Source organism: Moraxella sp. K1664 (assembly GCF_039693965.1).
In the GTDB taxonomy this organism is placed as follows: domain Bacteria; phylum Pseudomonadota; class Gammaproteobacteria; order Pseudomonadales; family Moraxellaceae; genus Moraxella.
The window spans coordinates 1,348,054-1,363,254 of record NZ_CP155576.1 but is presented as its reverse complement, the minus strand read 5'-3'; the positions used below and the strand labels follow the sequence as shown (position 1 = coordinate 1,363,254).

12 protein-coding genes and 2 tRNA genes are annotated in these 15,201 nt (G+C 43.8%); 12 read left to right on the top strand and 2 right to left on the bottom strand.

Translation table 11 applies throughout. From position 1 onward, the window contains the following. Window positions 1–166: 166 nt before the first annotated feature. The 3 genes from AAHK14_RS06990 to AAHK14_RS06980 all read left to right on the top strand — a co-directional run bounded on the left by AAHK14_RS06990 (window position 167) and on the right by AAHK14_RS06980 (window position 4,045). Window positions 167–1,702, top strand: coding sequence for a catalase (locus tag AAHK14_RS06990; RefSeq protein WP_065255810.1), 1,536 nt, complete (start codon window positions 167–169; stop codon window positions 1,700–1,702). Between the two features lie 374 nt (window positions 1,703–2,076). Further along, the gene (locus tag AAHK14_RS06985; RefSeq protein WP_083108199.1) at window positions 2,077–3,606 is read left to right on the top strand and encodes a reverse transcriptase domain-containing protein; all 1,530 of its coding nucleotides are present in this window, start codon (window positions 2,077–2,079) and stop codon (window positions 3,604–3,606) included. A gap of 151 nt (window positions 3,607–3,757) precedes the next feature. Further along, on the top strand, window positions 3,758–4,045 hold the full coding sequence (locus tag AAHK14_RS06980; protein ID WP_065255811.1) for a surface-adhesin E family protein: 288 nt from the start codon (window positions 3,758–3,760) through the stop codon (window positions 4,043–4,045). A gap of 549 nt (window positions 4,046–4,594) precedes the next feature. Here the strand turns inward: AAHK14_RS06980 and AAHK14_RS06975 are convergent. Continuing rightward, complete coding sequence (locus tag AAHK14_RS06975; protein WP_065255812.1) at window positions 4,595–5,665, bottom strand: enoyl-CoA hydratase/isomerase family protein; 1,071 nt, start codon at window positions 5,663–5,665, stop codon at window positions 4,595–4,597. Window positions 5,666–5,807: 142 nt separating this feature from the next. Here AAHK14_RS06975 and yaaA point away from each other — a divergent pair, with 142 nt between their 5' ends. The 4 genes from yaaA (at window position 5,808) to AAHK14_RS06955 (ending at window position 9,001) form a co-directional block, all read left to right on the top strand. Continuing rightward, window positions 5,808–6,590 carry a peroxide stress protein YaaA gene (yaaA, locus tag AAHK14_RS06970; protein ID WP_065255813.1) on the top strand — a complete coding sequence of 261 codons (783 nt, stop codon included), beginning with the start codon at window positions 5,808–5,810 and terminating at the stop codon, window positions 6,588–6,590. A gap of 50 nt (window positions 6,591–6,640) precedes the next feature. Continuing rightward, window positions 6,641–6,763: a hypothetical protein gene (locus AAHK14_RS06965; protein WP_255518740.1), complete on the top strand. Its 123-nt coding sequence runs from the start codon at window positions 6,641–6,643 to the stop codon at window positions 6,761–6,763. 239 nt (window positions 6,764–7,002) lie between these two features. Further along, window positions 7,003–8,061: a recombinase RecA gene (recA, locus tag AAHK14_RS06960; RefSeq protein ID WP_065255840.1), complete on the top strand. Its 1,059-nt coding sequence runs from the start codon at window positions 7,003–7,005 to the stop codon at window positions 8,059–8,061. A 4-nt stretch (window positions 8,062–8,065) separates the two neighbouring features. Beyond that, the gene (locus tag AAHK14_RS06955; RefSeq protein ID WP_227514684.1) at window positions 8,066–9,001 is read left to right on the top strand and encodes a regulatory protein RecX; all 936 of its coding nucleotides are present in this window, start codon (window positions 8,066–8,068) and stop codon (window positions 8,999–9,001) included. 37 nt (window positions 9,002–9,038) lie between these two features. On the opposite strand, the gene hemA is transcribed toward AAHK14_RS06955, so the two are convergent. Continuing rightward, entirely contained in the window at window positions 9,039–10,373 is a 1,335-nt protein-coding gene (hemA, locus tag AAHK14_RS06950) for a glutamyl-tRNA reductase (protein ID WP_065255814.1), read from the bottom strand. Window positions 10,374–11,047: 674 nt separating this feature from the next. On the opposite strand from hemA, the gene AAHK14_RS06945 reads away from it, so the two are divergent. The 5 genes from AAHK14_RS06945 (at window position 11,048) to AAHK14_RS06925 (ending at window position 15,186) form a co-directional block, all read left to right on the top strand. After that, window positions 11,048–13,057, top strand: a complete 2,010-nt coding sequence (locus AAHK14_RS06945; RefSeq protein ID WP_065255816.1) for a hypothetical protein — start codon at window positions 11,048–11,050, stop codon at window positions 13,055–13,057. Between the two features lie 251 nt (window positions 13,058–13,308). After that, on the top strand, window positions 13,309–13,884 hold the full coding sequence (gene lolB, locus AAHK14_RS06940; RefSeq protein ID WP_065255817.1) for a lipoprotein insertase outer membrane protein LolB: 576 nt from the start codon (window positions 13,309–13,311) through the stop codon (window positions 13,882–13,884). A 4-nt stretch (window positions 13,885–13,888) separates the two neighbouring features. After that, window positions 13,889–14,758, top strand: coding sequence for a 4-(cytidine 5'-diphospho)-2-C-methyl-D-erythritol kinase (gene ispE, locus AAHK14_RS06935; protein WP_065255818.1), 870 nt, complete (start codon window positions 13,889–13,891; stop codon window positions 14,756–14,758). A gap of 240 nt (window positions 14,759–14,998) precedes the next feature. After that, window positions 14,999–15,074 (top strand) — tRNA-Gln (locus AAHK14_RS06930). A 36-nt stretch (window positions 15,075–15,110) separates the two neighbouring features. Beyond that, window positions 15,111–15,186, top strand: a tRNA-Gln gene (locus AAHK14_RS06925). Window positions 15,187–15,201: the final 15 nt, after the last annotated feature.

The window sequence follows — 15,201 nt, the reverse complement described above, 5'->3', positions numbered from 1 at the left end:
CCCATAGATTGACAAACCAAGCAAAGCAAAGTTCAAGCTAGTCATCTAAGTTGGCAATGAGTGTCATTTTTATTGTTTACATACGCTAACCGACAAGCTTGCCCTGCTTTGTTATACTTGTTTTGTCATACCTTTAATCAAAATACACCGTAACCTAGGATTTATCATGACCGATATCCCAAAATGCCCCTACTCAGGCACGCCCCTTACCATGAGCAACGGAGCCCCTGTTGTTGATAACCAAAACTCATTGACCGCAGGTGCCAGAGGCCCCTTGCTTGCCCAAGATTTGTGGCTCAACGAAAAACTTGCCGACTTTGCCCGTGAAGTCATTCCAGAACGCCGTATGCACGCCAAAGGCTCAGGGGCGTTTGGGACATTTACCGTCACAAACGACATCACCAAATACACCCGTGCCAAGATTTTTAGCGAAATCGGCAAAAAAACCGAAATGTTCGCCCGTTTTACCACCGTAGCAGGCGAGCGTGGGGCGGCGGACGCTGAACGTGATATTCGTGGTTTTGCCCTAAAATTTTACACCGAAGAAGGCAACTGGGACATGGTCGGCAACAACACGCCTGTGTTCTTTTTAAGAGACCCCAGAAAATTCCCCGACCTAAACAAAGCGGTCAAAAGAGACCCCAAAACCAATATGCGTAGTGCGACCAACAACTGGGATTTTTGGACACTACTGCCCGAAGCCTTTCACCAAGTTACCATTGTCATGTCCGACCGTGGCATTCCTAAGTCTTACCGCCATATGCACGGTTTTGGCTCGCATACGTATAGCTTTATCAATGCTGATAATGAGCGTTTTTGGGTTAAATTCCATTTTCGCACTCAGCAAGGTATCCAAAACCTAACCGATAGCGAGGCCGAAGCGGTCATCGCCAAAGACCGTGAGAGCAATCAGCGTGATTTGTTTGATGCCATTGAACGTGGTGATTTCCCAAAATGGAAAATGTACGTACAAATCATGCCTGAGCAAATGGCAGAAGAAGTGGATTTTCACCCCTTTGACTTGACCAAAGTTTGGTCAAAAAAACAATTTCCGCTCATTGAAGTGGGCGAATTTGAGCTAAATCGCAATCCAGAAAACTTCTTTTTGGACGTGGAGCAATCCGCCTTTGCCCCAAGCAATCTCGTACCCGGTATCAGCGTGTCGCCTGACCGTATGCTCCAAGCTCGCCTGTTTAACTATGCTGATGCACAGCGTTATCGCTTGGGCGTAAACCGCAACCAAATCCCTGTGAACGCCCCACGTTGCCCTGTGTACTCAAACCACAGAGACGGTCAAGGGCGAGTGGGCGACAACTATGGCGGACGTCCGCACTATGAACCAAACAGCTTTGGGCAGTGGCAAGACCAGCCACATTTGGCTGAGCCACCCCTAAAAATCAGTGGCGATGCCAAGCAGTGGGATTTTCGTGAAGATGACAGCGATTATTTTAGCCAGCCACGAGCCTTGTTTAATCTCATGACTGATAAGCAAAAACAAGCCCTGTTTGACAATACGAGAGGAGCAATGGGCGATGCGTTGGACTTCATCAAATACCGTCATATCCGCAACTGCCACGCCTGCCACCCTGATTACGGTATGGGCGTTGCCAAGGCGTTGGGCATGACGGTAGAAGACGCCATTAAAGCGTATGATACCGACCCCGCCAAACATTTGGCGAGCTGTTTGCCACCAAAGACGTAAGCGGTTTTGGTTGATTTTAAAGATAAAAGCCACTCTGGATAGAGTGGTTTTTTGTTGTTTGTTTTGATATAATAAATAAAGGAGTAAGTAGCAGATTGATTAAGTCTTTTTTGTCGATAAAAAAATTGCATACTAGATAGCTAGTATGGAGTAGCTTTATACAACGCATTGTCATAAATGTCAAGCGTCGCATAAATCTCAGCATTATGTAAGTATCAATAATTGGCATATCTATATATTCCATTGTTATGAGCATGATTGCTATCATTCTACTAAATTGGGGTGCCATTTCTCATAATGGCGTTTCGGCACACTTTTTCAATCCTTAATGCGTACCCCGCTTACTCCAACTTTTTATCTCCTTTTTTTTGATTATGAAAGAAAAAAATCTTTGGTTTAAAGTAAAGTCCTATCCACATATCGGACTACCAATCACTCAGAAAGACTGCAATAAAGTAATTAACTACATAACAAATCCAGAAAATATCAAAAATCACGCTTTCTGCCCTTTCATTCATACCCAAATCATCACGCCCAAATTTCGTAAAGGGTACGATGGTGACGGAAATCTCCTACATAATGGCAAAAGAATACACCAAAAGAAAAAAGTAAGGAATATTTATTACGCAAATCACTGGGATGCAAATATATTTGCATACTATTCACACCTACTTTCCCAAAATTATGAATGCGTTCTTAAACAAAAGGGTCTAACAGAAGTTGTTACTGCTTATAGAAAAATACCAAAAAATAACAGCAATCAGACTGGTAAAGATATTGGAAAATGCAATATTGATTTTGCCAATGACGTTTTTGAGTACATTCGTGAATATACCCAAAAACATCAAGAAATTGCGGTGATAGCTTTTGACATCGAACAATTTTTTGATAACCTAGACCATAAAATTCTAAAAAAGGCATGGGAAAATATTATAAAAAAGACAAATTTACCAGATGACCATTATAATGTTTATAAGGCTATTACCAAGTTTTCTTATGTGAAAGCAAATGACTTATTTCAATTATTTCAAAATGAGATAATTGTAAAAAGTAAATCGGGCAACATAAGGAAAAAGCCAATTAAAAAATTGGAATACCTTAGAAATCAAAATGCAATTGCTTTTTGTGAATTAAAAGACATTCAAAAAATAAGAAAATCAGGTCTAATACAAAACAACAAATATGAAAAATGTACAATAACCAATCAAAAAAAATTAAAAAATTATGGTATTTGTCAAGGCTCTTCAATCAGTGCAACCTTAGCCAATATCTATATGCTAGAATTTGACGAACTAATTCATCATAAAATTCAAGAAATAGGTGGTATTTATAGACGATATTCTGATGATATGGTTGTCATCTGCCCAATCGACCATAAAGATGAAGTTTTAGGGTTGTTTGAAACAAAAATAAAGAGTATTTCTAAGTTGAATATAAACCCCAAAAAGACACAAATATTTTATTTTAAACTAAATGGCAATAATGAAATAACTTGCTTGCAGGAATTTAATGGAAAAATTAATCACAACAGCCACAAGAAGAAATTTGAATATTTAGGTTTTTCGTTTAATGGACAGCACGTCTATCTCAAAAATTCTGCACTTGCTAATTATTATCGCAAAATGAGTATGGGTGTGCGTAGATGTCATTTTTATGCCAATCACATCAGAAATGATACGCAAGGTAAGATTTTTAAAAACAGACTTTATCGACAATATTCATACATTGGAGCCAAGCCAGCAAGAGTAGGCAAAACCAAAAATAAATGGAAGCCTTCAAAACGCAAAAATTGGGGTAACTTTATTGGCTATGCAATGAGAGCAGACCAAATTTTGACGAATAGCAGAATTAAATACCAACTCAAAAACCATTGGAAGATACTTAATGCACGCATAAATAAATAAAAACTGCCCTTTGGAATTTTTGAAAGTCTTAAATGCATAAGGGTGAATTACAGTTCGCCCTGATAATTTTTTAATTTTAAGAAATAATTAAAAAAATTGTATATTATGAAAATATTGGTATAATAATACGATTGTTTCCACAAGGATATCTATGAAAAAACTGCTCATCGCCACACTCATCGCTCTATCACCCCTATCCGTTCATGCCACCAACTGGGTGGACATAGGCAGCACGAGCAACTTTATTTACCACATTGACCATGATAGCATTCAGACACATTACTTTACTGGGGGCGGTACTTATATCACCGCTTGGGTTAAGAGAGATTATCACCAAGCCCAAGAGCTTAGTAATGGCAAGAAATACTGGCAAACGAGAGCTTTTTCGTATTATGACTGCGTTGCTCGTAAATCAGACTTTGATTATGTTATTTATTAAATCTCTTTCCAAACTAAAAATAAACCTTTATAAGTATTGGGGTTGAAGTTTTTAAAAATCCACAAAAATCGGGGTTTGGAAAGAAGTCTATTATGATAAGCAAAGTAATTCTGTTGACAGTTTCAAACGTTATGTATCCACGCATTCATCAAAAGACTGGACGAGAGCGGTTCCTGATACCGTAGGCGAGGGCAAACTTGATTATGCCTGCTCGCAAGCAGGGTGGTAAAAACATCCGCTTTTTATAAAGCGGATTTTTGTAAACTTGATGAAACGGTATTGTTAATTACCATATATCTTTGGATGTACAGCTAACAAAATTGAATTTTACTACGGAAACCGTTCGCCCTGAGCCATGCCTGCGGGTCGGTTTCCGTCATGGTTCGACAGGCTCACCACGAACGGAAACCGTGGTACTTTTTCATTTTTTAAAGTGTATTTGTAGGGGCAAATCACATTTTCCCTGTGATAATGTGTTGATTTTTGGGCTAATATCATTCGCCCCTACACGTCCAAAATTTAAAATACACCTGTAATGAACAACCCCAACTAAACAAATTCCCCAAAAAACTCATCAATATATCCCACAGGCATATCGGCAAGCGTATGTCGCCATTTGGGGCTTTTGTCTTTATCAATAAGTAATGCCCGCACCCCTTCTTTAAAATCGCCGTGATTGACACAATGTGTCGCCACGACCGTTTCCAAATCAAATATTTGTTTTAAAGAAAAATCTTTTTTGGTCGTTTTTAAATCATGATAAATTTTAAAGGTAATGGCTTTTGTGGTGTCCGAGCCATTTTTATAAATGTCTATGGAGGATTTGATAAAGTCATTATCGCCATCATAAGCCATTAGGGCTTTATCAATATCCATCAAATCACCTACATTCATCAGATGATTAATCTCATCAAATGCCTTTGACAATTCACTCTCACCCAATATGGATGTATCATGAGAGTCATTTAAACAGGCGGATAATAAATGATGATTGGTTTGATTGTCCTTAAAATCAATTTGACAAATACGACTTAGCACGTCATCAAATCTATCATGACTGATTGCAAAATCCGCCACGCCAAACGCATGAGCGTCCGCCCCTGTAAATCTTGCTCCCGTTAGCCCCAAAAATAGCCCAACCTTACCTGCCAGATGATTTAAAAAGTAGGACGCACCAGCATCAGGAAACAGCCCGATAGAGACTTCGGGCATTGCCATGAGTGTGGCGGACGTAACGACTTTATGGCTTGACCCGCCAAACAGCCCCATACCGCCACCCATGACGATACCATGCCCCCACGCCATGATAGGCTTGGGATAGGTGTGCATGGCGTGCATGAGTCCGTATTCGTGCGTGAAAAAGTCGTGGGCGGTCGCCCCACTCGCCCCGCCATAGAGTGCCTTGATGTCGCCCCCTGCACACAACCCCTTGTCGCCTGTGCCGTGTAGCACCACGACCGCCACACTGTCATCATTCGCCCATGTATCTAGGTGCGTGCGTGTGGCTTTGACCATGTCTAGGTTTTGGGCGTTTAGGGCTTTGGGGTTGTTGAGCGTGATGATACCGATGTGTTTGCCGTGAGCGGTTGGGGCTAGGCGTGCCAAAATCGTGTCGGTCATGAAAAATTCCTTTTAATGGTTGAAATAAGGATTTAATATAACAAATTTAAACCGTCAAATCAATATTTTTAAATTGAAAAATCACACCAGTTATTTTATAATCTTTTTATCTTTTAAATTATCTTAATCATTGGAAAATATCATGTATTGTTTAATATCCCCTGCCAAGAACCTAGATGAAAAAACTGCCATTCCCTTTAATGTAGACAACCATTTAAGCGAGCCCATACTTATCAATCACGCCATAGAGTTAATGAAAACCCTAAAAAATAAAGACGTGATAGACTTACAAGAGCTTATGGGCGTATCTGCAAAAATCGCCGAATTAAATGTCGTCCGTAACCAAAATTGGACTTATCCTTTTGATGATAATAAAAAGCCTGCAATTTATTTGTTTGACGGCGATGTTTATACAGGGCTTGATGCTTATTCATTAAATACCGATGAGATTTTATATTTAAATCAGCATTTGGGGATTTTATCAGGGTTATATGGCATTTTAAAGCCGTTAGATAATATGCTACCTTATCGGTTGGAAATGGGTACGAAATTAAAAACACCCCATGCCGATGATTTATACGGCTATTGGGGCGATGAGATTACCAATGTGATAAATGACAATATCAAAAATAGTGGTTCTGATGTATTGATAAATCTAGCGTCCAATGAATACTTTAAAGCGGTCAATACCGCCAAAATCAAGGCGGACATTATCACGCCCAAATTTTTAGACCAAAAAAACGGACAATATAAAATCGTGAGTTTCTATGCCAAAAAAGCCCGTGGCATGATGATGAATTTTTGTGCAAAAAATCAAATCACAAACCCCGATGAGCTAAAAAACTTTGATATGGACGGTTATTATTTTGACGAAAAAGCAAGCAGTGATGATGAATGGGTATTTAAACGAGATGAACAGATTTAGCAGTAATTTTTAATAAATTATTTAGGGCGTGTTGAACTTTGGTATTTGCAATGAAAAATGAGAAAAATCGCACGTTTTTCAAGGAAAAAACGCAGGCTGATAGTTATTCTATCAGACAAGTTTTTGACGATGAAAAACAAGATTTAGCCATTTTTCATGCAAAAATTGATTGAAATTGTCAATTTTTCATCTTATTTTATAAGAATGTTATCAATGTTCAACACGCCCTAATTTAACTTAACAATTATTTATTGTAACAACGCAAAAATTACCGCCATTTTGCCCAAAAAAGTGCTAAAATAAGCACGATTTCGGTCGTAGTTTTAAGTAAATTTAGTTATTTTATCACGTTAATTTTAGTTGAAAAAAGGTAATTCTTATGGCAAAAGCACCCAAAGAAAAAGACGAAAGCATTGAAGGCAATAAAGAAAAAGCGTTGCAAATGGCATTGGCTCAGATTGAAAAGGCGTTCGGCAAAAACACCATTATGAATCTGGGCGATGAGTCTATCAAGGTAGATGTAGAGACGATTTCCACAGGCTCGCTCGGGCTGGACATTGCTCTGGGGATTGGCGGTTTACCAAAGGGGCGTATCATTGAGATTTTCGGGCCTGAAAGCTCGGGCAAAACCACGCTCACCCTACAAGCGATTGCCGAATGCCAAAAGCAAGGCGGAAAATGTGCGTTCATTGACGCAGAACACGCCCTAGACCCCATTTATGCCAAAAAATTGGGCGTAAATTTGAACGAACTTATGGTATCCCAACCCGACAACGGCGAGCAAGCCCTTGAAATCGTGGATATGCTGGTGCGTTCTGGGGCGGTGGATTTGATTGTGGTGGACTCTGTTGCCGCCTTGACCCCAAAAGCCGAGATTGAAGGCGAAATGGGCGACAGCCACATGGGTCTGCAAGCACGTCTAATGAGCCAAGCCTTGCGTAAAATCACAGGTAACGCCAAACGCTCTAACTGTATGGTGATTTTTATCAACCAAATCCGCATGAAAATCGGCGTCATGTTCGGCTCGCCTGAGACGACAACAGGCGGTAACGCCTTGAAGTTCTATGCGTCTGTCCGCCTAGACATTCGCCGTATCGGTTCGGTCAAGGACAAAGAAGAAATCATCGGCTCTGAAACCCGTGTCAAGGTCATCAAAAACAAAATGGCTCCCCCGTTCCGCCAAACCGAATTTGACATTATGTATGGCGAAGGTATTAACCGCTTGGGCGAGATTGTAGATATCGGGGCAAGCCTTGACATTGTGGGCAAGTCAGGGGCGTGGTACAGCTATGAAGGCTCAAAAATCGGTCAAGGCAAAGCCAATGCCTGTCAATTTTTGGCGGAAAATCCTGCAATCGCCCAAGAGATTGAAGCCAAAATCCGTGAGCTAAAACTTGCCAATGTCGTGCCAGTCGCCCCCAGCGATGATGACGGCGAAGTGCCTGAATATGTAGAAGGCATGGACAACTAATTTTATGGTCAAACCCATAAAAATACAAACCTTAGATGACATTTTAGCAGACATGGGACAACCTGTGTCTGCTAAAACTTTTGATAAAAAGAATAATAATAACAGCGATAAAGCGAACGATAAAAACAACGATACACGCCAACAATCCGATGACAATTTTTTGTCCGATAAACCAAAAAATTTAACCAACACCGTCAAACACTCCTTTAAAAAATCAGTTAAGAACACCCAAAATCCCAACTCCCAAACCGACACACCAACACCCCCACGCAAACGCAAATCCCAAAAAAGCGATAATCAGCCGTCTGCGGTGGATTTATTATTAAAAGACGACAGTCAAACGGTGCTTGATGATAATTCTTTAAAATTATTAAGCCAAGTTGAAATTGAAAAATTACAACTTCCCGACAAAGAAACTCGCTATTTGCGTTGGCTTGCGTTTTATTATTTGTCCAAAAAAGAGCTTTCCCGCCATGAGCTAAAAACCAAACTCATCGCCAAAGACTGCGACCCACAGGCGGTAGATGACTTGCTTGATGAATTTGCCGAAAAAGGCTATCAGTCCGACACACGCTGTGCGACCACGCTCGTGCGTGAAGCGGTACGCAAAGGGCGTGGCGTGCGGTATCTGACAGATAGCCTAAAAAAAGCAGGGCTTGATGTTAAGGCGTTTGGCGGTGTGGACGAGCTGATTGTCATGAGCGATGTGGACAGCGTGGCGGACGGCACGATTTTGGACAATGATAACAAGGGCAATGACAAGGACGATGAGATAGACTGGCTCAAACTTGCCGTAGAAGCTCGCTGTAAAAAATATGGCGACAATATCCCAAAAGACCCAAAAGAAAAAGCCCGCCAACTGCGATTTTTGCAGTATCGAGGCTTTGATATGGGTGTGTGTTTTGATGCATTAAAGATGAATTTGGGGGATTTTGAATAAAGGCAGTTTTAAGCAAAGGTGATTTTGAGCAAAACAGTCAGACCTGCCTATCACGATAATCCATCAATCCCACTCCCACCACTTCCAAAAGCTGTGAATCTTGGTGCGTGGCAACGGTGCGAATGAGTCGTGACGGCGAGTGCGTGAGCGTATTGGTCAGGCGATGAGCGAACTCATCTAACACCGTCATCATGTCATCACCCTGTGCCAGACGGTGTTTGGCATGTGACAGCAGTCTGCTTTTATGCTCGTCCGCCATCATGCGATAATCAGCGATATAACGTCTGGCGGAAAGCAGTTGCATTTGACTCTCAATACTTAGGGTCAGCTGACTGACCATCAGCTCCGCTTCTACCGCTGCTTGTTTTCGCTCTTCTAGGTTACCTGCGATGACATGCTGTAAGTCATCCACCGAATACAGATAGACATCATCAAATCCACCCACCGCAGGGTCGATGTCTCGTGGCACCGCCAAATCCACCAGTAACAACGGGCGATGACGACGCACCTTTTGGGCGTGCTTGACCATCTCCGTACTAATCAGCGTATCCATGCTACCGCTACAACTGCTCACCACATCGGCACGGCTTAGCACCTGCCCGAGACTATCTAGCCCCACGCACTCAACATGCACCGACCGCCCTGCATTTTGTGCCATTTGCACCAGCTCATCTTTGAGCAGTTCGGCACGCTGTGGACTGCGATTGGCGATGATGATGTTTTTCATGCCAAGGCTTGCCACGTTATGAGCGACAAGGCGGTTCATCTCGCCTGCCGCCACCATGAGTAGCGTGGTATTCTCCGGCTTGTCAAATATCTGCGTGACCAGTTTGGCGGTCGCAAACCCTAACGTGACCGCCTGCTGTCCGACCTTACTATCACGGCGGACACTGCGTGCTGACGCAAAAATCTGCTGAGTGAGCCAATGAAAATCACTGCCCACTCCACTCACTGCCTGCGACTGTGACACTGCTTGTCTGATTTGTCCCAGAATCTGTGGCTCGCCCAGTATCATCGAGTCTAGCCCTGACGCCACACGAAGCCAGTGGTTCAACGCACGGTTATTCTCATAAATGTACAAAAAAGGCGAAATGTCATCTAGTGCCACGCCCTTGAACTCGGCAAGCCACGACCGCACCCGCCCCGCCTGCACGCTCACGTCATCATCGTCAGCGACCGCTTGCCACTCATCGTCAAACCCCACATAAATCTCACTGCGGTTACAAGTAGAGACGATGACCGCCCCCGAAACCGACTCATCAAGACGGCGAATGTCAGTAATCGCCTGTGGCAAATCCGAGCCGAACGACAACCGCTCTCGCAGGGCGACAGGGGCGGTTTTGTGATTGACTCCGATGACGGCTAATTTCATGACAGGCTATATTTGGTAGATAAAATAAAACAGACAGATGATGAAACGGATTATTATAACACCATTTGTCAAAAACACACAAAAAATGGGGGTTTTTATGAAACTTTTCAATCAAAACACACACTTTGACAAAATCAATCGTTTTAAATGGGCATTTACCCATGCTAAAATACACCCCACCCCTCAAAACCTAACCGCAAACAATCCTAGGCTAGGACATGATGAGTTTTTTAAAAATTATCATTTTTTTCTCCTTTTATCCTTGAAAAAATCCACCCCATCCCTATTTAGAATAACATAACAATAATAATCATCGTAACCTTTCCTCAACCCACTGCCCCTCCTTCAGTGGGTCTTTTTTTGCCTGTATATAAAATTGACGAATTATTGTACAGATTTATTCTATTGCCACAATACATTTGATTTACACTCAACCAACTTGATATTTACCACGGGTTTGTAGGGGTGTGCTGAGCACACCCTTGATGACATTACCGTGCAGGGCGTACACAGCACGTCCCTACATCCAAACATCATTGCGTTTGTAGTAATTTTAAAGTTTATTGGGTATATGCCAATTTTTTTGGTAATTTTTACATTAAAATTGTTTCAAAACATTGCAACTGTTTGGCATTTCATCTTATAATAAGGCACTTTATCCATCGATTTTTATCATGAGTGCAACGCCAAATATTGAGCGGTCTCATCAGAGAACTAAGCCCACTTATAAAAAACGCGTCATTTTAGTGCTGTGCGTGTTGGCACTTCTGCCCCTTGCCGAGAAAACCATGTCCACGGCACAGGCAGGGGTTTTTGACTCATTGCTAAAAATCCTACTGCCCTTTTATGATGATGACAGCAGTCTTGGCAACGACATCCCGCCCCAAGACAGCGATGAAGACACGCCACAGACGACAGAGCCTGCCTTTGTACCTGTCACCCCATCTACACCCGATGAGCATGGCGAGCCTGACCTGGGCGAGCATGGCGAGTACATCGATGACGGCACTGATAATTATCCACCCAATGCCGACACCGCAGACATCCCCGACATCATCTTTGATGACACCCTAAACACCCATGACAGCACGCCCATGCTTGGCTATCCTGATTTATACGCCCTGCTGTCGGCTGAGTTTGGCGTGGACAGGGGGCAGATTGGTGAATCTTTGACCATTTATAAAGCTGAGAGCTTTACCGCCAATGCCACAGCCGTCTTTGAGCGTGCGTTGGCGTTGTCCATTGAGTACGAAACCCCCAAACAATCGCTTGCCTTTGCTCGGGCGTGGCAACGACAAAACCCTGAACACATCCCTGCATGGTTCTATGTCGCCCATCTTGCCCTAAAAGCAGGCGACTACCATGAAGCAAACACCATGTTGGCGATGATTTTGGATTATGATGAAAAGGCGGATTTGACGGGGATTTTGACGGGGATTTTTCCACAAAACCCTGACGAACAGCGACAGCTTTTTACCGCCTTGCAAAGCATGGAAGACGATAACCCATCGCTGTCAGTACTGCGAGCAGGTCTTTTACTACGCCTACAAGACTACGCCCCTGCCTTGGTTCATGTTAATAGAGCCTTAAAGGATGAGCCTGACAACCTTGCCTTTATCACCCTAAAAATAGACATCCTAAAAGAAAGCGGTCAAGAGTCCGCCATGTGGGCATTTATCCGCCAAAAAGTCAAGGAGTTGCCCACCATCAAAGAGCTACACCTGTACGAGATTCGCCATGAGATAGACATGGGTCAGCTTGGACGGGCGTGGGATTTACTGCAAGTGGCAAACCGTCAAACCAAAGACCCTGACGTCGCCCTGCTGACCGCTTTGGTCGGGCTAGACATCGGCAAATATGAAAACGCCCGTACGGTCTTGACTCCCTTACTTGACGTGCCTGCCTTTAATAGCCGTGCCAATTACTACCTTGCCATCAGCTACGAACGCTCAGGCAGCCTTACCCTTGCCAAAGAGCATTATGAAAAGGTCAAAGACTACGAGCATGTGCTAGACGCCCGCACCAAAGTGGTCGGCTACTATCTTGCCAAAGATGATGTGGACAAAGCGATTGCCACTTTGGTGCGACTGCGTGATGACTTTGAGATTTATGCCATTGACAGCTATCTGCTCCATGCCGAGATTTTGCTACGCCAAGACAAAAAGACCGAAGCCCAAAACCTACTCACCGTCGCCAATCGTGAATATCCCGATGATGACCGCCTGCTCTTTGCCAGTTTTCAGCTTTTGCAAAATGAACTTAGCGATGATGACAAACGCTTTGCCATCGATAAGCTCTTGGAGCTTGACCGCATGAACCCTGCGTATCGCCTAGCCGACATCAAACTTCGCCTAAGCCAAAACCCCAACGACCTATCGGCACTCGAAGGGGCGATGAGCCTTGCCCAAATCAGCTCGGACGACCCCAATTACGACCCACAGTTACAGCTTGAAGCTCTTATCGTGCTTGGCAATCACGCCCTATCACAGGGCAACTATCGGGCGGTGCTGGACTACCTAGAAATGCCCTATGAAGTCGCCCCCGACCTAAACGCAGGCATTACCCTACTGCGTGCCTACCAAGGGCTTGGCGAGTCCGATAAGGTCAATCGCCTGCTTGCTGACCTACAAAACCGCTTTGCCTTTGGGCAAAATCGGACAGGACAGGAAGTGCAGGAGTATTAGAGTTTGGGAAATGATTTTTGAGATTGTTAATTGACTTGTAAGGGCAACTTGCAATTTACTCCATGTAAAATTAATTTTTGGACAAATAATTCACCCCATATATCCAAATTTTAACATGTATTTTTATTTGGCAATGTCTTATTTAAACAACCTGTAAACAACTGTTAAACAACTTTAAAAAATCTTTTTAACCATCATTCTTCATTAATTCCTTACTCATCATTATTTACCATTTAATCATCAGGACACCCATGAAATTTATCCACCCCCTTATCCTTGCCCTAGTCGCCACAGGCTCGCTCACCGCTTGTCAAACCCTGCCCAAGACCACCCCTGCCATCAGCGAACAGATTCATGATGATGTCCTACGCTTTGCCATCACTGGTAAAATCGGTATCACCACAAACACCGCCAACGGCAAACAGGCAGGCAGTGCTTTTTATAACTGGGGGCAAGAAGATGAACGCTTTGCCATTGACTTAACAGGGGCGTTTGGCATGGGGGCGACCCAAATCCGCTATGACGGACAACAAGCCACACTCACCAACGACCAAGGCGAGATACAGGCAGACAGCCCCGAAGAGTTACTCCAAAAAGCCACAGGTTGGCACGCCCCCATCAGTCATCTGCCCCACTGGATAGTCGGCAAAACCGCCCAAGGCGATACCGACAGTCAGCAGGACGAACAAGGCAGACTCGCCCAAAGCACCAATGATGACTGGACAGCCAGTTTTGAATACCCCAAAAACAGCCCACGCCCAAGCCGTCTTGTCATCAATCACACCGACGGACATCGTGTGGTGATGACCATCGTTTATCCGAATTGATATCATGAGCCAGCTTACTTTATTCTCGCCTGCCAAACTCAACTTGTTCTTGCACATCACTGGCAGGGCGGACAACGGTTATCATCATCTGCAAAGCGTCTTTACCGCCATCGATTTTGGCGACACGCTCTCTTTTCGCACGTCCACAAGTCAGAAGCTTGTGACCTTGATAGGGGCAGATGAGCTGACCGACGACATCAATGACAACCTTATCGTCAAGGCGGTCGAGACCCTAGCCAAGCGTTATCCTGCTTATGCCTCATCCGTCCAAATCATCCTAGAAAAGCACATCCCCACAGGGGCAGGACTGGGCGGGGGTTCGTCCAACTGTGCGACCACGCTCATCGCCATCAACGAGCTGTGGGGACTTCGGCTCTCTGCCGATGAGCTTATCAAGATTGGGGCGAGCCTTGGGGCGGACGTGCCGTTTTTTATTTTTGCCCATTTTCACAAAACCTCCGCCATCGCCACAGGCATTGGCGAGATACTGACCGCCATTGACTTACCCGACTGTGGCTATCTGGTGCTATTGCCTGATGAACATGTCAGCACCGCCACGCTGTTTGGCTGTGATGAGCTCAAACGAGACTGTCCTGTGTACAGCCATCACGCCCTATCGGGTGCCAACTTCTTTGGCGATAATGCCTTGTTTACCAACGTCTTTACCCCGCTGGTACTGGCACGCTCTGCCAAAGTCGCCCATGCCTTTGGCTATCTGTGTGACTTAGAGCATGAGATTGGCACCAAGGCACGCATGAGTGGCACAGGCTCGGCGGTGTTTTTGCCCCTTCCCTATGAGTTAAACGACACCGCCATCAACCGCTTGATAGACAACGCCCCCTGTCCCGCACTATTTGCTCGGGGGCTGTATTAGGGCGTGCCTACCATTGATAACATTTTTATAAAATAAACCCCATTCTCAACTTTACATAAATAATTAATTCATCAAGGGCGAATTGCAATTCGCCCCTACAACCCAAAAAAATAATTATGGGGCAATCAATAAGCCACCATTTTAAATCAATAAATTTCAAGTGCTTAGCAATTTATTTTAAAATTTTAAAAATTAGCCCTTGCATAATTTTAATTTTTCGGTATAATTGTCCGCCTATATAGGGGCGTCGCCAAGTTGGTAAGGCATCAGGTTTTGATCCTGACATCCGTTGGTTCGAGTCCAGCCGCCTCTGCCATTTTTTGTAAATTTTTAAAAAATTTATCACCTTTATAGGGGCGTCGCCAAGTTGGTAAGGCATCAGGTTTTGATCCTGACATCCGTTGGTTCGAGTCCAGCCGCCTCTGCCATCTTCTTTTGGTTGA